This is a genomic window from Thalassotalea sp. LPB0316, assembly GCF_014898095.1.
In the GTDB taxonomy this organism is placed as follows: domain Bacteria; phylum Pseudomonadota; class Gammaproteobacteria; order Enterobacterales; family Alteromonadaceae; genus Thalassotalea_G.
Genome location: NZ_CP062946.1, coordinates 2,568,641 through 2,589,888, shown reverse-complemented (window position 1 = coordinate 2,589,888; position 21,248 = coordinate 2,568,641). Strand labels below are relative to the sequence as shown.

Sequence of the window (21,248 nt, the reverse complement as noted above, 5' to 3'; positions counted from 1 at the left end):
CTTAGTGTAAAAATTAGTTTAATTGACAGTTAATAAGCAAATCGCTATAAAAGAATGGACAAATTTGAATCATCTTTTATGGAGTAGCAATGATCAACTTTGATGATAAGCGTGGCTTTTATCGCATGATGGTAAATAGTATGGTGAACGTCACTGTGGTTGACGATGAAGTAAACCAAGTCGTATTAGCTGCCTGTCGTGATTTAAGCGCTACGGGAATGGCAATTGAATTATCTAGCCCAATGGAAATTGGCACACTTGTAAAAGTTGGTGTTGATTCGTCTTCTGATGGCGTTCATGCCTTTGATGCAAAAGGCAAAGTGGTGCGTGTAACGGAAGAAAGCCCTGATTGCTACCTCATTGGTATTGAAATTACCGAAATGGATTAACACGCGCTTTTGATTTCTTAGTTATATCGGTTAAATTTTTTACGCAGTTACACAATGTTAATGCGTGTCAGCTGATATTTGTATTTTTCTGTCATTTAAAATCGCAATATTATATTGCGGTCAATACTTTGAGTTTTGGGTAACTTAGTTTTCTAATCCGTAGAATTTATCTCAATTTATTCCTAAACTGTGTTGAAACATACAACAATAACAAGGTTTAAAGATGACAGATAAATCATCCCAAATTCCGCAAGAAGCTTTCGATTGGTACGATGAATATGCCCATGGTGGTATGGACAGGCGTACCTTTATGAAAAAACTCGGTACTTTAGTTGCTGTTGGCTACTCAATGGCGGTATTAACCTCAGCCTTGTTGCCTAATTACGCCTTGGCTGAGCAAGTATCGTTTAATGATCCTGATATAGTAGCGAGTTTTGAGGAATTCGACTCGCCGTTAGGGCATGGCAAAGGGCGAGGTTACTTGGTCAAACCGACGATCGAGAAAGCGAATTTTCCCGTGGTTTTAGTTATTCATGAAAACCGAGGGCTGAATCCTTATGTTAAAGATGTTGCAAGGCGGCTCGCCAAGGCTGGTTTTGTCGCTTTTGCGCCTGATGCATTGTTTCCCGTTGGCGGTTACCCAGGTAACGATGACGAAGGTCGTGCTATGCAACGTGCGTTAGATAGACAAAAGATCCAACACGATTTTTTAGCCGCTGCGCATTATCTAAAAAAACATCAGCTAAGTAATGGCAAACTTGGCGCTGTCGGTTTTTGTTTCGGCGGTTATATCGTTAATTATTTAGCGGCAGTTGAAAGCGATTTATTGTCAGCCGGTGTGCCATTTTACGGAACGCCGGCGGCTAAAGAGCTTAGAGCGAACATCAAAGCACCTTTGATGATCCAGTTAGGTGAGCTAGATGAGCGGGTAAATAAATCATGGCCTGACTATGAGGCCGATCTTAAAGCGAATCAGGTGGACTATGTGATGCATATGTACAGCATGGCCAAACATGGTTTTCACAATGATTCAACCGCGCGATACGACAAAGCTAATGCGGAATTAGCGTGGCAGCGTACGATTTCGTTTTTCAATGATAAGTTACTCGGTTAAAACTAGTTTTGGATATTAAAACCCTGTTGTTAGTCGTTTATAACACCTAACAACAGGCGTTTCTTTCTAGCTATTTGGCAACTACGAAATTTGACAGACTAACCCCTTCAAGTAAAAGCCCTCAGGATAATTAGAAGAAATAGGGTGGTCGTGCGCTTGTTGAGTACGCTCAACAATATGACAGGTTTTATTGGCATCGAGCGCGGCATCGGCAACCACTTTTTGAAATAGTCCTGCATCAAGCAAACCTGAACAAGAAAAAGTCAACAGTAAACCGCCAGGGTTGAGCAGCTCCATTGCAATCATATTAATATCTTTGTAGCCGCGACAAGCGCGCGTTAACGCTGCTTTTGAATCAACAAATTTCGGCGGATCTAAAATGATCATATCGAAGCGCTTGCCTTGTTCTTTGTATTGGCGCAATAGTTTGAAGACATCTTCTTTTACATGACTTACGTTAGCATCTTGCAAACCGTTAAGGGCTAAATTTTGCTCTGATAGGGTCAGCGCCGTTTGCGATACATCAACGTTAGTCACTGACTTGGCTCCGTTTGCTGCGCAGTGTAGTGAGAATGTACCGGTGTAAGAGAAACAGTTAAGCACGTCTTTGTTTTTTGCGTAGCTACCAGCCGTTAATCTGGCGATGCGTTGGTCGAGATAAAAGCCGGTTTTATGGCCAGTTTCAACATTGACCAAAATTTTAATGCCGTGTTCGTTAATCACCACTTCAGGTGATGGTGCAGGCTCAGTTAACCAACCAGTGACTAGTGCTAAACCTTCTTTTTTGCGCACGTCTACATCGCTGCGCTCATAAATGTAATGATCTGGATATAACTCCTTTAAGCAATCAACTAGCACATAGCGTTGATAGTCGGCACCCGCGCTTAGTAATTGGCAGACAATAATATTGTCGTAAATATCGATAGTAACACCGGGTAGGAAGTCAGATTCACCAGCAATTAAGCGATAGCCGGTTAATTGCCCTTGCGCGATAAAATAGTCGCGTCGTAGTTGAGCATCTTTGAGTTTTTGTAAGAAAAAATTACGATCGATGGTTTGATTTTGATCGAAACTCCAAATTCTAACGCGAATTTGTGATTGCTCAGAGTAAGCACCGCAAGCCAGCCAATTGCCTTTTGCGTCAAGCACATCAACGGTTTCCCCTGATAAGGGCTTACCTTTGACTTTGTTAATCGCTTTCGAGAAAACCCATGGGTGTTTGCGCTTAAGCGATTTTTCACGCCCAATATTTAAATAAATTTTTGCTGACATCAGCCTATACTTAGTGAAATGACAATGAAGTAATTTTAATGTATTGCGAGGTGATGGCGCAATCTTTGAAAGGATAAAAGGAGATAGATGAATGAGAGTATGCTGTTTGGCTAAGGTCACTGGAAAAGTACAAGGGGTATATTTTAGAGCGTCAACCCAAGAACAAGCGATTGATTTATCGATAAGTGGCTATGCAAAAAACCTTTCAGATGGCTCAGTTGAGGTGCTCGCATGTGGTGAGAGAGAAAATGTCGACAAACTAACACAATGGCTAGCACAAGGCTCTGAACACGCTGAGGTAGAAAATGTTGAAGTGAAAGAGGTAGAATGGCAAGACTTTAATCACTTTTCAATAGGTTAGTGTGCGTTATTTACAAGTAAACCCAGATCAGTCACTTAGTTTTGCTGAGTGTTCAACACCGGCATATGCAGCGCATGAATGCTTAATAAAAGTTAGCGCATTTGGCGTAAATCGCGCTGATTTACTGCAAAAACAAGGTAAGTATCCACCACCTAAAGGTGCTAGTAATATTCTTGGTTTAGAGGCATGTGGCGAGGTCGTTAGTATTGGCGGTAAAGTCGATAACCTGAAAGTAGGTGATAAAGTGATGGCGTTGCTGTCAGGTGGTGGCTATGCCGAGTATGTTAACGTTGATGCGAGGCACGTTTTACCGCTGCCTAAGGTTTTTAGCATTGAGCAGGGCGCTGGTTTTATGGAAACGTTCGTAACCGCCTATCAAGCGCTAGTTGACATTGGGCAATTAACCTCAGGCCAAACCGTATTAGTACATGCAGGGGCAAGCGGCGTTGGCACGGCGGTAATAGCATTAGCTAAAGCGTTAAACTGTAGCGTTGTGGCCACCGCTTCAACGGCCAAAAAATGCAACAACTGCAAAATAATCGGCGCTGACCTTGCGATCAATTATAAAAAAGAAGATTTTGTTGAGGTTTGTAAAAACAAAAAGCTCTTTTTTGATGTAGTTGTTGATGTGGTTGCCGGTGATTATCTTAATCGAAACATACAGCTCATGAACCTTGATGGCAAAATTGTCATTTTATCGATGTTAGGTGGCCGTTATGCTGAGTCTATTGATATTGCCAAGCTACTGCAAAAACGGGTGTCAATTCACGCTTCGACTTTACGCAATCGCTCAGATGATTATAAAGCCGAATTAGTTTCGCGATTTTATCAGCAATTTGGCAGTAAACTGGCGGACCAAAATTCAGAGTTAACACCGTTTATTAGCAAAGTATTCCCTTGGCATAACGCGGAGCAGGCACATCAATTGTTAGCTGATAATTTAACAACGGGTAAAGTCATCCTAAAAATAGCCGGAGAAGCTTAGGTTTCTCCCTGATCTATGTAGGCAAAGCGCTTTATTGTTTTGCCATCGCGTTCAATGGTTTCATCAAACATCGATAACGGCCTTATCCAAATATCTCGCTCACCATATAAAGGCTGATACACGACATGACTCTCTTGCGTTTCACTGTGTTTAGCAATATGCAAAACTTGATAATAATTACCTTTAAAATGTTGGTAACGCCCTAATTTAATCACGGTTGAAACCCTTCGTTAATATGTAGTTAGATAGCTGTTTTGCTAATAAGTTTGGTGATATGTTAATTGATTATTAAGTGGAGAGGAATGGGGAGTTTGTATGGAATATTAACCTAAACAGGTTTAAATAATCGTGTTACAGCGTCTTCTTGCGGCTTATGTATTCCCATTTTTCTTTAACAAGCGAGACATGGACCAATGCAATATAATTACATGGATTAACTCACTTTGTTTAAAAATTAAAACAAAAATTTTTATGATCGTTAATTATTACATTAAAGTAACTTATAGATTGACGTTAATATCTCGTGTTCCAAATCGGATGTATTCATGAGTAAAGGATTATAACCCCGAAATACAATGGGACTCAGATATGAAAAAGATCACCTTTAGAATTACGCTTGTTGGTTTATGTACAATGATAGCAAGTGTGACCACAATAGCGGCGTTGGGGTTGCAGTATTACTTTTCAAAACAACTTGCCATTGATGCTAGCCAAGTGCTAACCAAACAGATCACGCAACAAATTGAAACATCTGTCAAAACGATGGATGATAATGCATCTAACGTTGTGTCAGTCGTAGCTAAGTATTCAACGCTTTTAGTTGAAGGTAACGCTGTTAAGGATAAGGCTGATTCGGTATTAGTCGATATTCTCAATAACAATAACAACTTTTACGCGATGTATTATGGCTTTGAGAACGGTGATTTCTACGAGATTATCAATCTTGAGACCAATGAAAGTGTTAGAGATCAGTTAGGCGCGTCGTATCAAGATAGATACGTTAGAATTTGGATTTTTGATAGTGACCAAGGTCGAATCAAGCGCACAGATTACTTGGACGCTAACCTCAAAGCTCGATTAACCCGTGTTGAGAGTTCTGATTATTACGCGACAACAAGGCATTGGTTTAAAGATGCTGGATCGAGTGCAGTACACAAGAGCAAACCTTATCTGTTTCAGCACCTAAACGCGACGGGTACCACATACTCTCGATTAGTCGACGGCACAAACCATGTATTTGCGGTTGATATGACCCTAGAAACCATTGCTGAACAACTGAGCCAACTGCTTCAAATTAATAATCAAAACAACACGAATAAAGCCTATGTGTTTGGCGAGAATGGCGAATTACTTATTTCTAATCAGCGCGCTAATAATGAAAAAATATCAATTGCCCCCCTTGATCTTAACGAGCGACAAAAATCAATGGTTAACGCCATAGGTAATATTACAATTTCTAATGAAACTGACTGGGCACCGATAGATTTTGCTGTTGCAGGTGAGCCTAAAGGTTACTCCCCTGAAATAATTAATGTACTTGTTAAAAAGTTAGGGATGCAAATAGATTTTGTTAACGGGTATTCCTGGCTTGAACTCGTTGCGTCATACCAAAATAATGAGATTGATGTTTTACAGCCCGTAAGGCGTACTGAAGAAAACGCTGATTGGGGATACTATTCAAAGCCAATATTAGATTTACCACTGGCGATAGCCACTACACCTGATAAACCAGAGGTAAAATCGCTGAGTGATCTAGCTAATAAAAAACTTGCTATACCAAGCGGGTGGTCTTTTTATGAGATCGTTAAAGCAGAGTATCCCAATATAGAAATTTATCCCGTAGATAATTCTGTAGATGCACTAAGAGCAGTTAAGGAGGGAAAGGTCTATGGTGCATTGGATAGCTTAGCCATTCACGATTATACAAGCCGAATGTTTTTTATTGATGGGCTAATTTACCATTCAGATTTTGAAAATATATCTGACAACTTCGATAGCAGACTAAGGCTAGTCAGTAAAAATAAAGACGTAATCGATTTGTTTAATCTTGCGATTGATAGTTTAACGGCAGCTGAGATAAAAACCATCGCTAACAAGTGGCTAAATACTACAGGTAGGTTTCAGGTGAATGAATCTAGTCAAGTGCCTTACGAGCGATTGTTAACGATTTCAAAGAGCGCCGATTTACTTGGCAACTTACAAATTGAAAACATTAATGGCACTGACTATCTTGTTTATGTCACCGAGACTGAACTGGGTGCCTACGATACAAATTTTCTGGCATTAATGCTGCCAACAAAGGATATATACGCAGAAGGCTTGCAGTACGTAACAAAATCAATTCTGATTACCTTAGCGATATTAAGTTTCCTAATTCCGATTACTTGGTTAGTGGCTAGTCCTATAGTTAGAGCAATCAAAGACCTAACGGTCGAAAATGAGAAAATTAAAGAACGCAAATACAGTGAGTTACAGCCACAGACTAGCTTCATCGTCGAAATTGATGATGTATTTAAGTCACTTATTGATATGTCTGACTCCATTCAAGCATATGAGAAAAGGCATAAAGAGTTACTAGATTCATTTGTTAAACTCATAGCTCAAGCGATCGACGATAAATCACCGTATACAGCAGGGCATTGTAACCGCGTTCCTGAGCTGGGTTTGATGCTTGCCAATGTCGCAAGCAAGGATAAGACTGACTATTTTAGCAGTTTTGAACTAGATACCGAAGATAAGCAACGCGAATTTCGATTAGCGGCGTGGCTGCATGACTGCGGTAAAATTATCACACCGGAACACATCGTTGATAAAGGTTCTAAGTTAGAGTGTATCTACAATCGCATACATGAAGTGCGGATGAGGTTTGAAGTCTTATGGCGCGACACTGAGATAGCTTATCTAAAAGCATTAGCGATATCACCTGATGATAAAGAAACACTATTGGCCGTTAAAGAGCGCCAACAACATGAACTTATCGAAGAGTTTGATTTTATTGCCAAGTGCAACCAAGGTGGCGAGTTTATGGAGGAAAGTCGTATTAAACGGCTTGAGACAATAGGTGCTAGGCAGTGGACGCGGCACTTTAGCGACAAGGTTGGCTTATCCCCCCTCGAAGAACTTAAAATAGGTAACCTAGATGAGTCATTACCTGTGCAAGAAACCCTACTGGCAGACAAACCCACGCATATTGTTGAAAGAGATGCGCTAGTAGAATATCCGCCGCACCTAGGGATAAATATTGAAGTACCTGAGTTAAAAGCAAACTTAGGTGAGCTTTACAACCTAAAAATTGGCCGTGGAACATTAACACCAGAAGATAGGTTTATTATAAATGAGCACATGATAGGTACGATAAAAATGCTAGATTCGATGCCATTTCCTGAAGAGTTATCTATGGTACCAAGATACGCTTCAACTCATCACGAAACACTAAAAGGAACAGGCTACCCTAGAAAACTCACAGGCGATGATTTAAGCATCCCGGAGAGAATACTGGTGCTGGCCGATATTTTTGAAGCACTCACGGCATCTGATCGCCCCTATAAGAAAGCAAAACCGTTGAGTGTCGCCATCGATATACTGCATAAAATGTGTTTAGACGATCATGTTGATATCGAGGTTTTTAAACTATTTTTAGTCTCAGGCACGCACCTAGAATATGCGAAACGTTATCTGCCAGAGTGGCAAGTTGACCATGTGGATATCGATAAATACTTCAGTAAAGATGTTGCTTAAAGCTATAAAACCAAAGCTAGACCAAGCTATGTCAAAAAATCAAAGATATTTAAGCATCTATACGTGGTTTATGAAGAGCGAACTAGCGGCTTATACGAAAAATCTAATTGAGAAAGAATTGGATGCTGGAGCCATTATTTTATGAAGAGCGAACCAACGACTTATATTAAAATCTAATTGATAAAGAATTGGATGCGGGAGCCGGATTTGAACCAACGACCTTCGGGTTATGAGCCCGACGAGCTACCAGACTGCTCCATCCCGCAATCACATTTTTTAAGGCTGAATATGTGGTCGTTGGAACGACCTTCGGCCTTTACGGTATTAGCGAGCCCAGCGACAATTCTACCAGACTGCTCCATCCCGCATTTGAGATAATTTAGGTGAATCCTAAATAAGCCAATAACATTTTAATTCTGTTATTAAGAATTGGATGCGGGAGCCGGATTTGAACCAACGACCTTCGGGTTATGAGCCCGACGAGCTACCAGACTGCTCCATCCCGCATTCGAGATGTGTTTTATAAAGAAATATAAAACAAAGTCTTAGAAGTTTTATTTCATTCTAAAAGAAATTGGATGCGGGAGCCCCTGTTTTATGAAGAGCGAACCAACGACCTAAGGTCGACTATCCGAAAGCTATTTATTTTAATTCTCTAACTTAACAAGAAATTGGATGCGGGAGCCGGATTTGAACCAACGACCTTCGGGTTATGAGCCCGACGAGCTACCAGACTGCTCCATCCCGCATTCGAGATGTGTTTTATAAAGAAATATAAAACAAAGTCTTAGAAGTTTTATTTCATTCTAAAAGAAATTGGATGCGGGAGCCCTTGTTTTATGAAGAGCGAACCAACGACCTAAGGTCGTTTACCCCAACTTAGTTATTTATTTGCTTCTCAAACTAATAAGAGAATTGGATGCGGGAGCCGGATTTGAACCAACGACCTTCGGGTTATGAGCCCGACGAGCTACCAGACTGCTCCATCCCGCAATCACATATTTTCAAAGCACTTGTCCCTGAAAACGGATGCGTATCTTAGTGATACATTTGATAGAATGCAAGCCGTTTTATAAAAAAATTTTACATTGGGACAAATTAACCCAGTTTGTTTATAATCAGCGCCAAGTTTTTGCTTGGAATATAGCTATGTATCAATTTTTAGCCCTGACTTCTGTGGGCATCGAACCTTTACTTGCCGATGAACTCTCAAATTTAGGTGCAACCAGTATTATCCAAAAGCCTGAAGGCGTTTACTTTCAAGGTGATCTTTCGTTAGGTTATCAAATTTGTCTTTGGAGCCGTTTAGCAAGTCGTATTTTATTGAAGCTAGGTGAAGGGCCTTGTGGTAATAAAGATGAGCTGTATAACAGCGCTATGGCTATCGCTTGGTCTGAGCATTTTGCAAGCCGCAATAGTTTTACAATTGATTTTGTTGGTAAAAGTAGAGAGATTCGCAACAGTCAATTTGGTGGCTTAACAGTTAAAGATGCGATTGTTGATCATTTTAGAGATAACGGTTTAGTGAGACCGACCGTTGATAAAGTTGATACTGACATTACCTTTCAAGCTCGGCTATTAAAAGGGCGAGTGAGCTTTTATTTAGATTTCTCTGGTCGTTCACTATTTAGGCGCGGTTATCGCAAAGACTCTGGTGCTGCGCCATTAAAAGAAAATTTAGCCGCAGCATTGATCACGCGTTCAGGTTGGCTTGAAGATACCTCAAAACCATTGGTTGACCCTATGTGCGGTTCTGGCACCTTGCTTATTGAAGCAGTTTCAATGGCGTTAAAACAAGCACCTTCGCTAAATAAGAACAAATGGGGCTTTAGTTGTTGGTTAGGTCATGAAGAGGATGAATATCAAGCGGTTTTGCAGGCAGCAAAACAAGCATCAGCGACCTTTAAGCCAGAACATGAGATTAAAGTTTACGGGCTTGATCTTGATTCTCGCGTACTTAAAACAGCGCAGCAAAATGCGCGTCTGGCAAACTTTGCTCATTACATCGATTTTCAATGTACCGATGCGGCAAAAATGACAAACCGCTATCAACAACCAGGTACGATTTTATTCAACCCTCCATACGGTGAACGAATTGGTGATTTACCTGAATTGGTTGACGCGTTTGCTAGTTTAGGACAGCTATTTAAACAACAATTTGCCGATTGGCGAGTAGGGATTTTTACCGCCAATATCGAATTACTTAGCATGTTAAAACTCGCATCGTTTAAACGCTATAAGCTCAAAAATGGCCCATTAGATTGCCAACTAGCTTTGTATAACCTTGATGAAAAGCAGTTAGCAAAAGGTGCTAGTAGCCAAGACGAAAGCTTTGCTCAACAAGAATCTGCTTTTGCTAATCGCCTTAGCAAAAACATTAAACAATTGAAAAAGTGGCTCAAGAAACAAGACATTGATTGTTACCGCGTTTACGATGCTGATATTCCTGAATACAATGCGGCCATCGACGTTTACGGCGATCACATTGTCATACAAGAATATGCAGCACCAGCAAACATCCCTGAAGATAAGGTTGCTAAACGCATTCAAGAAGTCATTTATTGGGCACCTAAAGTATTAGAAGTTGAACCAAACAAAGTTTCGCTTAAGATGCGTCGCAAGCAAAAAGGTGCTAATCAGTACCAACGCGTTGCTCAAGAAAAGCGAACTATGGTAGTCAATGAACACGGCGCAAAATTAATCGTTAATATCTGGGATTATCTCGATACTGGCTTGTTTTTAGATCATCGCAAGACTCGCCAAATAGTCGCCGAAAAGTCTACGGGTAAAAAGCTCCTTAATTTATTCTCGTATACTGGGTCTGTATCTGTCCAAGCCGCACTGCATGGCGCTAAAGCGATAACCACTGTTGATATGTCGAATACTTATTTAAATTGGGCACAAGAAAACTTTGCGATTAATAATCTTGTTGGCGAGCAATATCAATTTATTCAAGCTGATTGTTTACAGTGGTTAAAACACAACAGACAAATGTTTGATGTGATTTTTATCGACCCACCTACGTTTTCAAACTCTAAACGCATGGACAGCACCTTTGATGTTCAACGCGATCATATTGATATTATTAAAGATGCGCTGGCTTGCTTGAGCGAGGATGGTGAGATTATCTTCACCAATAATAAGCGCAATTTTAAAATTGATGCGCAGCAAATTGAGAGTTTGGGATTAATAGCAAAAAACACCTCAGAGCAAACACGCGATATGGACTTTAAGCGCAATATTCATATTCACAATAGTTGGTCAATCAAACGAAAGTAATATGCAGCAAGAACAATATTATTTATACAGCAGCGTAGGCTGTCATTTGTGCGAACAAGCACTTCAATTGTGTTTAACTCAGTTATCGAGTGGACAAATTCGCGTGGTCGATATTTTAGATGATGACGACAAAGAGCCAGAGCAAAAAGGCTCGTTATACGATAAATACGGTGTCAGTATTCCCGTTCTTAAGTGCCTTGCTAATGATCGTGAATTATTTTGGCCATTTGACGAACTAGCGTTACAAGAGTTTTTAGCTTAATGGAATTAATTAGAATTACTGATGCTGAGCTTGCTTATGGCGAAGCACATATTTTGTATCAAACCGACTTTCGAGTAAATAAAGGCGAGCGGGTTTGTTTAGTTGGTCGCAATGGTGCAGGTAAATCATCGCTATTAAAGATCTTAGCAGGCAAACAGCTACTTGATGATGGCCAAGTGGTGATTGCCAATAACGCGCGTATTGCGATGTTAGAGCAGGATCCACCGCAAAGCTGTGACTTATCAGTCTTTGATTATGTCGCCCAAGGTATTGCTGCCAATGCTAAATTGCTCAAAGTTTACCATCAGCAGCTTCACGCGATAGAAAGTGATCCTAGTGAGGCAAATATGGCAAAGCTTGCCGATATTCAAGCTAGCCTAGATCAAGCTGATGCGTGGCAAGACGAACAACGCATAGAGCAAGTATTGTCTAAACTTGCGTTAAATGCCGACGAGAATATTGCAAATTTATCAGGTGGTTGGTTACGTAAATTAGCATTAGCCAAAGCGTTAGTGACTAACCCTGATGTCTTGTTGCTCGATGAACCGACAAACCACCTTGATATTGAAAGCGTACTTTGGTTAGAAAACTTTTTAAAATCTTTTACGGGTACTATCGTATTTATTTCGCACGATAGAGCGTTTATTCGCAGTATGGCAACTCGCATAGTCGATTTAGATCGCGGTAAATTGACTTCTTATCCTGGTGACTATGATCTCTACCTAGAGAAAAAAGCACACGACTTAGAAGTCGAAGAAACCCAAAATGCTTTGTTTGATAAGAAGCTTGCCGAAGAAGAGGCATGGATAAGACAAGGTATTAAAGCGCGCCGCACGCGCAACGAAGGCCGCGTTCGAAACCTTGAAAAATTGAGATTAGAGCGAAAAGCAAGGCGCGAATTAAAACACCAAGGTGATATTAACATTAGCCATGGTGAACGTTCGGGTAAAAGAGTCTTTGAGTGCCAAGATTTAACCGTCAGTTTTGACGACAAAACCATTATTAATCAACTCGATTTATTGATTTCACGAAAAGACCGTATCGCGTTTATTGGTGCCAACGGTACCGGTAAGTCGACTTTGATCAAAGTGATAATGGGAAAATTACAAGCTAATAGTGGCAAAGTTCAACTTGGCGTCAACTTGGACACGGCCTATTTTGATCAACACCGCGAACAACTCGATGTGAATCAAACGGTACAAGACTCAGTAGCCGATGGTAAACAAGAGATTACAGTCAATGGTCGCACTCGCCACGTGTTAGGTTACTTGCAAGAGTTTTTATTTAGCCCTAAGCGTGCTCGTACACCCGTGCGGGCGCTTTCTGGTGGTGAAAAGAACCGATTACTACTAGCGCGTTTGTTCTTAAAACCATCAAATTTATTGATACTTGATGAACCAACTAATGATCTAGATATAGAAACTTTAGAATTATTGGAAGTAGTCGTTGCAAATTACGCCGGGACGGTTATCTTAGTAAGCCATGATCGCGACTTTGTAAATAATTGCGTAGATAGTTGTTTATATTTCGACGGCTCTGGTCATATTGAGCAAGTTGTCGGTGGCTATGACGATTTACAAGAGTATTTGAGCTATAAGGCTAACAAAACCGCACAAGCGAAAGCTATTGATAAAGAAGTAAAGCAAAAACAAGCAGCAAAAGAAAAACCTGCCAATCAGAAGAAAAAATTATCGTATAAAGATGCCAGAGAGCTTGAAGCTTTGCCGGAACGTATAGATAATCTTGAGCAACAAATTTCTGCTTTACAAGAACAGGTTAATGACAGTGATTTTTTTGCCCAAGAGGTAGAGATCACACAGAAAATTTTGAACCAGCTGCAAGAATTAGAGTCTGAGCTGGAAGCTGCCTTTGAACGGTGGCAAGAACTCGATGAATTATAAAAAGAGCACAGTAGTTAAATGAACAAATTTGTGAAAACACTTTTAGCCGCCTCTGTAGGTAGCGTATTAGCAGTAACTAGCGCACAGGCAGCCAAGTATGTTGTTGTCGATTTAGGGGAATTACCCGCACAAGAATTTAGTTATGGTATCGGTCAAAACGCCCTAAATGAGCAAGTTTCAGCTGGTAATGGATCATATAACTTTCCTGTTTTATTTCAGTATTTAGATGAAAATGATTTTATTGCCATTGAAACTAAGGCTGAGCGTGAACACGAATTAGCCTTTGGTTTAAACGACATAGAAGATCCTGATGCATTGCGAGCTGGTACACCTACCGCGAATGACTTAGCATGGGCCGTTCGCTACTTAGCCAGTATTAATAATAACAACTATCAAAAAGTTGTTGATTCAGTGAGCTATTTTGATCGAGGTAATGGCCCAGAAGAATTGGTGGTTTTCGATCAGGTATTTGAAGGTACTGACACCTTATCACGCTCAACCAACGACATTGTTACCGGTATTACCGATAATGGCTGGATATACGGGGTTGCGACCAAGCCATTTTTACCGCTCGAATTCACTCAATCTGATGGTGATGAACTTACGTTTTACTTAAACGACTCGAATCGCCAGGCGTTTTTAACAACTGATTACGGCACAACAATAAAAACGATTACCGCACCAGAAGCGCGTTATGGCGGTGAGTCTGGTATTCTTGATATCGAGGGTAATACAGCGGTTGGTTTTGCAAGTACAGGTGTTGATCAAGATTTAATCGACATTATTGAGCGAGATACCGACGGAGGTTGTAGCGATCCAGATATTCTTGATAATCAACCTAAAGAAGCTTGTATTCAAAACTTACGCGCTAATCTATACGACATTCATCCATTTATCTGGACGTTAGATAGCAATGGTGATGTGGTTGAAAGCACACAGTTAGATTGGCTAGTGACACCAAATGAAGAAGATGGCCGTGTATTTGCAGGTTTCGTTCAGGCAGTTAACGCTTCAGGCGTTGCGGTTGGTTACTCACACGGTTGGATCAATGAAAATCAAACTAACCCAAGCTCGGGTGAAAGACGTTCATTTTACGCTGTGATTTATAAAGATGGCGAAGTGTACGACTTTACTGAAGATCACGGCCTTGAGTTTGACTCGCGCGCGTTTGATATTAACGATGCAGGTATCGCCGTTGGTCATGTTAATGAGTACATTGAAGGTGTTCAACGAACTTCGTTTTATTATGTAGATACCAACGAAGAAAACCCAACGATGGTAAAACCAAAAGGTTTCTTCACCGGCTCAGCAAGTTCGGCACGTTCGATTAATGAAAACGGTTTAATTGTTGGCTATGCCGAATATGAAAATCGCAACGATAACTCATCACAGCCGCGCCGAAATCACGGGTTTATTTATGATATTGCAGCTGAAACATTTACTGACGTGAATGTCTTAACGGCATGTGATAGCCCATATGATATTCTTGAAGCTCGCCACATTAACGACGCTAATCAAATTATGGCAACCGCTGTACTCAAAGTGCCGCGCAAAGATGCTAAAGGCGAGTTGGTTGTCGATGAAAACGGCAATACTTTGTATGAAGATGTTGTTCGTCATATTCGCTTAGACCCAGTGAACGGTGAAATCGACGAATGTACTGCAGAAGAAGAAGGTAAAGTAGTGCGCCAAGGCGCGGCCTTTGGTTCAACCAGTCTACTTTCACTGTTAATCGGCCTAGTGTTATTCCGCCGTCGCAAATAAAATACGCATTCCTGCCTAATAAACACCAGTGCATTCGCGCTGGTGTTTCACCAAATCTTAACACGCTTGTTAAGTTCCCAACGCTTAATTGATTTACTATATACATCTGAGCGTTTATCGCTCGTGTATTTTATCTATTCTTAATCCATTGGTTATAAACTTGTTGCATTCGGCATTTTATTATCTTAATGTAACCAATCTTAACCGTTTGGTCAGGATGTAAGGAGTCAGTCGTGTTTGAGCAACTTGTAATTGCAGCTAAATCAGCCTATGCAAAGGCTTACGCGCCCTATAGTAAATTTCGTGTAGGTGCAGCAGCACTAACACTCGATAATAGTATCATCAAAGGCTGTAACGTTGAAAATGCCTCCTATGGCTTAACCGTTTGTGCGGAGCGTAACTGTATTGCACAAGGGGTTATTAATGGGCAGCAGCGTTTTAGTGAGTTGGTTGTTTATACAGAAGAAGAAAACCTCACACCACCATGTGGAGCATGTCGTCAAGTGATTGTTGAGTTTATGGCGCAAGATGCCAACGTATATGCCGTTAATCACTTAGGCAATGTTAAGCAGTGGTCGGTGTCAGATTTGTTGCCAGACGCCTTTACCCCTGATTACCTCAATAAATAGGGATATTTTATGCTTTTACCACAAGAAATTATTCGGCTAAAACGCGATGGCAAAGTGTTGACACAGGCGCAAATCGCGCAGTTTGTTGATGGTTTAGTCAATAATAGCTTCAATGACGCCCAAGCTGGCGCGATGGCGATGGCGATTTTTCAACAAGGCATGAATACTGATGAGATCACAGCCCTGACGTTAGCTATGATGAATTCAGGGCAAGTACTGCGTTGGCCTGATATTGATGGCGCTGTGGTAGATAAACATTCAACTGGTGGCGTCGGTGATAAGGTTAGCTTTATGTTAGCCGCTATTGTTGCTGCATGCGGCGCTTACGTGCCGATGATTTCTGGGCGAGGTCTTGGTCATACCGGTGGCACGGCTGATAAGTTAGAAAGTATCAAGGGTTTTAATGTTACGCCGTCAATTGAAGCATTCAAAAAAATCGTTAAGCGCGACCGCCTTGCGATTATTTCGCAAACAACTGATTTGGCACCAGCAGATAAGCGCTTGTACGGTATTCGTGATGTCACGGCTTGTGTTGAGTCAATTCCCCTGATCACCGCTTCCATTTTGTCTAAAAAGCTCGCTGCTGGTCTTGATGGCTTAGTGATGGATGTAAAAGTGGGCAATGGCGCTATGATGAATAACCTTGATGACGCAATAGCGCTCGCCAAAAGTATTAATCGGGTAAGTAATCAAGCTGGTGTTGTTACGCAAACCGTGATCACTGATATGAATCAGGTGCTAGGTCGCAGTGCGGGCAATGCGATTGAAATGTTTGAAACAGTTCAATACTTAACGGGTGAATATCGCGACCCAAGACTCCATGCTGTGGTCATTAAACTTGCTGAGTTGATGTTGATAAATAGTCAAATAGCAACAAGTGAAATTGATGCTAATCAGCGCATCAATGCTGTGTTAGCTAATGGTCAGGCGGCTGAACAGTTTGAGAAAATGATAGCCGCACTTGGCGGGCCGAATGACTACCTTAGCCAACCTTGGGCATATATGCCCAAAGCAAAGATTGTTAAAGACATTAAAGTAGGGCAGTCAGGTTATATTAATCACATGCAAACTCGGGATATTGGTTTGTCAGTCGTAGAGCTTGGTGGTGGTCGTATATCTAATACCGATAACGTTGATCACAGTGTTGGCTTTGATCATGTTATGCCGGTCGGTACTAAAGTGAGCAAAGGTGATGTGGTTGCTCAAATTCATGCGACCGATGAAGCTTCGGCCAATAAAGCAATGGCGCAATATTTATCAGCATTATCCATTGGTGAGCACAAAGCGGATGAAAACCCGGTGATTTATCAGGTGATCAACGAATAGCATGATAAAACAACCAAAACTTTTGTAAGTTAGTTGGTTAAATTACAGACTTTAACTTACACCTCAACGCGGGCTGAAAACGATAAGCCATAAATTCACGAAAAACGTGGTTTTAATTTTTACCCTCGTTGATTTGGTAGCTAGCAGCGGATAGCTTTGAGTTACTGAGTTACTGAGTTACTGAGTTACTAAGTTACTGAGTTATTTAGTAATGATAATGACACGAAATTATTGTTATCGCATGATCATCAACGGCATTAACTAAACGATTGGTATCATCTATTCGGCTAGACCAAAAGCTAGTTAAATTTTCTTTTAAAGGCTCTAGTTTACCAATGCCTTCAAAAGGTGAACGCTTAACATCAGTAACCAGTTTATTGATACGCTTCAGCGTTTTATTATCTTGTGTTTGCCAATATAGATAAGGATCCCAAGCCTCGTCCGTCCAAGAAAGTAAACGATTAGTCATCAATTAAGTCTCTGTGATTTACCTTACCTGACTTATATTGTGATATCGAACGATTCAAGTGTTCAGTATTTGCTGGTGAACGGAGCAGGTGCACGGTTTCCATCAGACTGTTGTAATAGTCTAATGACATAACAATTGCATCTTCAGAGTCTCTACGCGTGATCGCTGTTGTGTCAGCGTCATTAACGATACCATCTAGCACTGCTTTTAAACTATTTCTTGCTTCTGTGAACGATACTATTCTCATAACAACCTCTAGTTGTACATTTTATAGGACAAGTATAACTTGCACGCTATAATATGTGCGCTAAGTTGAACATGTCGCTATAGCGGGAAGAATGCGCCAATTGCTGACATTCACTCTCAATCGAATCATCGTCAGAGTTTGTACGTTTTCGGGCTTTCAGCACCTATTTTGAATGTAATATACGTCAGAAAAAGCGGACGCTTTTATTGCCTTAAATATAAAAACGGGAAGCCTTAAAGTTTGCTTCCCGTTTTTGTTTGAACTAGATAAAGCCTCAGCACCTAAAGCGATGCAATATGAGAAAGGGTTTCAGGGTGAGTCTGCACAAGTTTGAGTAACGTGACTGCTTGACCATTGGGGGCACTTCGACCTTGTTCCCAGTTTTCTAAGGTGCGTGCAGACGTATGAAGATATCGAGCGAAGACCCCTCTAGACATATTGTATTGCTCTCTTATCGACACTATCTCTTGGGGGCTAATCTCCAAATTACTCGCTTCTTTTACCTCATGTGTTTTTAACGTTAACTTGCCTTCACTATGAGCTTTTGCTTCATTCAAGGCAGTTGTTAACTCAGAAAATAAATCACGATTGCTCATTTTTCCAGACCTCCATAAAGTCTTTTAACTGCGCCTTTTGGCTTGCTGTTAAATCCGCCATTTCATTTTTGGCGTATACGGTAAGTAAATAAAATCGGCGGTATTGAACGAAGTAATAATAAATAATTCTTGCCCCTCCTCGTTTGCCTTTACCTTTTGCGGCTACTCGAATTTTCCTTAACCCACCAGTACCTTGAATAACATCTCCCTGTAACGGGTTGATAAGCAATTCCTGCTGAAAAGCACGATACTCATCATCAGACATATAACTTTGTCTATGTTTTTCAAAAATACTTGATTCTATAAATATGGCTTCCATGACCAAAACTATACGTTAATAGCGTACACTTTTCAATTTGTGTATGAATATAGGTCATAATCAATAGTCCTTCAACAGGAGGAGTTATTATGCATAAATCTACCATCACGCCTTGGAATAAAGGCAAAATCATTGGGCAGCGAAAACCGCTTAAAGTATCACATGTCTGGGGGATTAGAATTAGGCTGGAATTAGAGAATAATACGCGAGATTTAGCGTTATTCAACTTAGCTTTAGACAGTAAATTGAGAGGTTGTGATTTAGTAAAACTTCGCGTCTCTGATATCGCTTATGGTCAACGTGTTATGCCCAGAGCACATGTCATACAGCAGAAAACCAATACGCCCGTACAGTTTGAAATTACAAAAGGCACAAGAGAGTCGGTTCAGCAATGGATAAACAAGGCAAATCTTAAGTCGACAGATTTTCTTTTTAAATCTCGTATTCATAAATCCGAACATATTACCACGCGGCAATATAACCGGATCTTCAAGCAGTGGATTGAAACATTAGGCCTTGATCAGTCACTTTACAGTACCCACTCAATGAGGCGAACGAAGGCTTATATGATTTACCAAAAAACGAAAAACCTTCGCGTTGTGCAGCTTTTACTTGGACATAAAAAGCTTGAAAGCACTGTTAGATATTTAGGTATCGAAGTGGATGATGCTTTGGATATCTCCGAATCTATCGAAGTTTGAATTAACAGGGGCAGTTTTTCTGCCCCTGTGTTAAAAGCGATCAAGCACCGTTTGCCAAGCAAAGCACATAGTAAAGACAACAGTGTACAACATGTTTGCCTCGCTTATTGCCTTACTTCAATAGCAAGGTGTCATGCATGTTTCATTCTTTAATTGCCTGCAAATAGCGTTACCAAAACAGTTTATCAACACCTCATAATCAATCAAAACCTTGATGCTCCTAGCCTATCATTACGCTAAACCCATTTCTTAACATGTCTTTACATTGTTTGCGTCAATAACCTGCTATAAAAATATATCAAGGTTAATCCACTGTTTTGCAAGCTTATTTTTAGTTGGAAATAACAGGATAGATTAACCTTAACGGGTTAGGGCATTGAACCACCTCGCCTAAATCGTTGCTCACAAAAGCTGTAACAAGGCAACGACAAACATAATCATTAAAGCAAAGGAAGGATGTATGCGAAATAGCAGTAACTTAGTCACTGATGCCAACGTTAATGTCTGCTTTGGGCGAGTAAGTGACCCTCTCTTAGGACAAAACCTCTCCGCTAACGTTATCGGGTATGGTGGCTTTGGTAGTTTCAACAACTGGAACAACCCTTATGGTTATGGTGGTTTTAATAGTTGGAATGACCCCTTTGGCTTCAATACGTTGAAAGATGCGGGATTTTGGTATTGTCAGCCAAATTTCTCAGATAGAGACCGCGCTCAGAAATGGTGTGATGATAGATTTGGTAAAGGCAATACTACTGCTAAATATATATGTTTTTCAGAAGAAAAGTCACCAATGTGTGATAAATATATAGATGACCTTACTTATTTAGAAATTTTTATTGCAGCATCAAATGCTGTAGATCCTAATTTTGAATTAATTAGCGAGTGCCTTGAAAGAAAAGAAACCGAACTTCTACACTGTTTAAATTCAGAAGTACCGTCTAGAGCTAATGGAGTATACATTGATTGCATGGGAGGATTTCCGAGTAACGATATAGTATTACAAGCTCCACCTAGATCTGATTTAAAGCCAAGTGGAGAGGCTAAAGAGGCTTCTAAGGCGGCAATGTGTTTTCTTAATGACAAGATATTTAAAATTGAAGAGAGTAAGGCATGTTGGATAAAGCATAGCCCTGCGGAACAATGTCATTAATAATTGAAAAGGTATATCTATGAATCAGTATACAACCAAAGTTTTTTTATTTTGTTTGATTCTTTCTTTTTCTGCTGATGCAGAGATTACTAAAGCGGAAGATTTTGTCGAAAGAAAAGAATATTCAAAAGCTCTAGATGAACTAAGTACTTATTATGAGGGGAATAGGTTCTACGATAGAGAAGATATTTCTGAAATAAATAGAGGATTGTGGCTTTGGGTGAATTTAAGTAAATCTTACCAACCAGCACAAAATGAATTACTAAATTTTAAGCATAAGCTTACTACAGAAGTTAGAAGTGCAACATCTGATAGTTGCGCTAAAAATCTTTTATTAGCTATCTTCACGATAAATAGCTTGAGCCAAGAAGGCGAAGATTCAGTTTTATTATTTCAGGAGCTTAATGCCAATAATGAAAAGCTTGCTGAAGAACTATATCCTTACGTAGAAAGTGAATTATTTACATACAAAAAGTATCTGACTATCGATAAATATATAAAACACCCTATTTCAAGATATTATAAACTAACTTCATATCATGAAAAAATGATAACGGAGCTTCAAAAGATAGAGGATTTGAAGAGAAGACAATCTGCTGTTGAGCACTTTACTCGAAAATATAAAGAACGTTTGAATTCATTACGAGAATTTTTTGAAGAAACAAATCGAACAGAAGAGTTAAATATACTTAACACTTTAATAGAAAGGTAAAAAGAACATATATGTTCACGTACCGAGATCAAGT

20 protein-coding genes and 4 tRNA genes are annotated in these 21,248 nt (G+C 40.2%); 14 read left to right on the top strand and 10 right to left on the bottom strand.

The genetic code is table 11. The features are described from left to right. The first annotated feature begins 89 nt into the window (after nucleotides 1-89). Nucleotides 90-389 carry a PilZ domain-containing protein gene (locus LP316_RS11570; protein ID WP_193021316.1) on the top strand — a complete coding sequence of 100 codons (300 nt, stop codon included), beginning with the start codon at nucleotides 90-92 and terminating at the stop codon, nucleotides 387-389. A 223-nt stretch (nucleotides 390-612) separates the two neighbouring features. Then, nucleotides 613-1,503 (top strand): dienelactone hydrolase family protein, encoded by an 891-nt coding sequence (locus LP316_RS11565; RefSeq protein ID WP_193021315.1) that lies wholly within the window; start codon nucleotides 613-615, stop codon nucleotides 1,501-1,503. Between the two features lie 81 nt (nucleotides 1,504-1,584). On the opposite strand, the gene LP316_RS11560 is transcribed toward LP316_RS11565, so the two are convergent. Continuing rightward, entirely contained in the window at nucleotides 1,585-2,775 is a 1,191-nt protein-coding gene (locus tag LP316_RS11560) for a class I SAM-dependent rRNA methyltransferase (RefSeq protein WP_193021314.1), read from the bottom strand. A gap of 91 nt (nucleotides 2,776-2,866) precedes the next feature. Here LP316_RS11560 and LP316_RS11555 point away from each other — a divergent pair, with 91 nt between their 5' ends. After that, on the top strand, nucleotides 2,867-3,136 hold the full coding sequence (locus LP316_RS11555; protein ID WP_193021313.1) for an acylphosphatase: 270 nt from the start codon (nucleotides 2,867-2,869) through the stop codon (nucleotides 3,134-3,136). Between the two features lies 1 nt (nucleotide 3,137). Then, a complete protein-coding gene (locus tag LP316_RS11550) occupies nucleotides 3,138-4,121 on the top strand; it encodes an NAD(P)H-quinone oxidoreductase (RefSeq protein ID WP_193021312.1) in 984 nt (327 codons plus the stop codon). On the opposite strand, the gene LP316_RS11545 is transcribed toward LP316_RS11550, so the two are convergent. After that, the gene (locus LP316_RS11545) at nucleotides 4,118-4,336 is read right to left on the bottom strand and encodes a DUF1653 domain-containing protein (RefSeq protein WP_193021311.1); all 219 of its coding nucleotides are present in this window, start codon (nucleotides 4,334-4,336) and stop codon (nucleotides 4,118-4,120) included. The genes LP316_RS11550 and LP316_RS11545 overlap by 4 nt on opposite strands. A gap of 373 nt (nucleotides 4,337-4,709) precedes the next feature. On the opposite strand from LP316_RS11545, the gene LP316_RS11540 reads away from it, so the two are divergent. Beyond that, on the top strand, nucleotides 4,710-7,859 hold the full coding sequence (locus LP316_RS11540; protein WP_193021310.1) for an HD domain-containing phosphohydrolase: 3,150 nt from the start codon (nucleotides 4,710-4,712) through the stop codon (nucleotides 7,857-7,859). Between the two features lie 189 nt (nucleotides 7,860-8,048). Here the strand turns inward: LP316_RS11540 and LP316_RS11535 are convergent. From LP316_RS11535 to LP316_RS11520, 4 genes are all read right to left on the bottom strand, one after another. Beyond that, nucleotides 8,049-8,125, bottom strand: a tRNA-Met gene (locus tag LP316_RS11535). Nucleotides 8,126-8,289: 164 nt separating this feature from the next. Continuing rightward, nucleotides 8,290-8,366 (bottom strand) — tRNA-Met (locus LP316_RS11530). Between the two features lie 165 nt (nucleotides 8,367-8,531). Further along, nucleotides 8,532-8,608: transfer RNA gene (locus tag LP316_RS11525), tRNA-Met, on the bottom strand. Between the two features lie 167 nt (nucleotides 8,609-8,775). Continuing rightward, nucleotides 8,776-8,852: transfer RNA gene (locus LP316_RS11520), tRNA-Met, on the bottom strand. Between the two features lie 156 nt (nucleotides 8,853-9,008). Here LP316_RS11520 and rlmKL point away from each other — a divergent pair. From rlmKL to deoA, 6 genes are all read left to right on the top strand, one after another. After that, a complete protein-coding gene (gene rlmKL / locus LP316_RS11515; RefSeq protein WP_193021309.1) occupies nucleotides 9,009-11,138 on the top strand; it encodes a bifunctional 23S rRNA (guanine(2069)-N(7))-methyltransferase RlmK/23S rRNA (guanine(2445)-N(2))-methyltransferase RlmL in 2,130 nt (709 codons plus the stop codon). 1 nt (nucleotide 11,139) lies between these two features. Beyond that, complete coding sequence (locus LP316_RS11510; RefSeq protein ID WP_193021308.1) at nucleotides 11,140-11,400, top strand: glutaredoxin family protein; 261 nt, start codon at nucleotides 11,140-11,142, stop codon at nucleotides 11,398-11,400. Next, a complete protein-coding gene (locus LP316_RS11505) occupies nucleotides 11,400-13,301 on the top strand; it encodes an ABC transporter ATP-binding protein (RefSeq protein WP_193021307.1) in 1,902 nt (633 codons plus the stop codon). The genes LP316_RS11510 and LP316_RS11505 overlap by 1 nt, the downstream gene beginning before the upstream one ends. An 18-nt stretch (nucleotides 13,302-13,319) precedes the next feature. Further along, entirely contained in the window at nucleotides 13,320-15,065 is a 1,746-nt protein-coding gene (locus LP316_RS11500; protein ID WP_193021306.1) for a DUF3466 family protein, read from the top strand. Between the two features lie 233 nt (nucleotides 15,066-15,298). Then, a complete protein-coding gene (locus LP316_RS11495; protein WP_193021305.1) occupies nucleotides 15,299-15,694 on the top strand; it encodes a cytidine deaminase in 396 nt (131 codons plus the stop codon). A gap of 9 nt (nucleotides 15,695-15,703) precedes the next feature. Then, nucleotides 15,704-17,020 carry a thymidine phosphorylase gene (deoA, locus tag LP316_RS11490; protein WP_193021304.1) on the top strand — a complete coding sequence of 439 codons (1,317 nt, stop codon included), beginning with the start codon at nucleotides 15,704-15,706 and terminating at the stop codon, nucleotides 17,018-17,020. A 205-nt stretch (nucleotides 17,021-17,225) separates the two neighbouring features. Here the strand turns inward: deoA and LP316_RS11485 are convergent, their stop codons facing one another. The 4 genes from LP316_RS11485 to LP316_RS11470 all read right to left on the bottom strand — a co-directional run bounded on the left by LP316_RS11485 (nucleotide 17,226) and on the right by LP316_RS11470 (nucleotide 18,651). Beyond that, nucleotides 17,226-17,489, bottom strand: coding sequence for a Txe/YoeB family addiction module toxin (locus LP316_RS11485; protein ID WP_193021303.1), 264 nt, complete (start codon nucleotides 17,487-17,489; stop codon nucleotides 17,226-17,228). Further along, a complete protein-coding gene (locus LP316_RS11480) occupies nucleotides 17,482-17,736 on the bottom strand; it encodes a type II toxin-antitoxin system Phd/YefM family antitoxin (protein WP_193021302.1) in 255 nt (84 codons plus the stop codon). The genes LP316_RS11485 and LP316_RS11480 overlap by 8 nt, the downstream gene beginning before the upstream one ends. Before the next feature lie 281 nt (nucleotides 17,737-18,017). Next, nucleotides 18,018-18,332, bottom strand: a complete 315-nt coding sequence (locus tag LP316_RS11475; RefSeq protein ID WP_193021301.1) for a helix-turn-helix domain-containing protein — start codon at nucleotides 18,330-18,332, stop codon at nucleotides 18,018-18,020. Then, nucleotides 18,319-18,651 (bottom strand): type II toxin-antitoxin system RelE/ParE family toxin, encoded by a 333-nt coding sequence (locus LP316_RS11470; protein WP_193021300.1) that lies wholly within the window; start codon nucleotides 18,649-18,651, stop codon nucleotides 18,319-18,321. Before LP316_RS11470 ends, LP316_RS11475 begins: the two co-directional genes overlap by 14 nt. An 89-nt stretch (nucleotides 18,652-18,740) precedes the next feature. Here LP316_RS11470 and LP316_RS11465 point away from each other — a divergent pair, with 89 nt between their 5' ends. The 3 genes from LP316_RS11465 to LP316_RS11455 all read left to right on the top strand — a co-directional run bounded on the left by LP316_RS11465 (nucleotide 18,741) and on the right by LP316_RS11455 (nucleotide 21,214). Then, nucleotides 18,741-19,352, top strand: a complete 612-nt coding sequence (locus LP316_RS11465) for a tyrosine-type recombinase/integrase (RefSeq protein ID WP_193021299.1) — start codon at nucleotides 18,741-18,743, stop codon at nucleotides 19,350-19,352. Between the two features lie 460 nt (nucleotides 19,353-19,812). After that, entirely contained in the window at nucleotides 19,813-20,502 is a 690-nt protein-coding gene (locus LP316_RS11460) for a hypothetical protein (protein WP_193021298.1), read from the top strand. Between the two features lie 19 nt (nucleotides 20,503-20,521). Beyond that, nucleotides 20,522-21,214 (top strand): hypothetical protein, encoded by a 693-nt coding sequence (locus LP316_RS11455; RefSeq protein ID WP_193021297.1) that lies wholly within the window; start codon nucleotides 20,522-20,524, stop codon nucleotides 21,212-21,214. Nucleotides 21,215-21,248 lie beyond the last annotated feature (34 nt).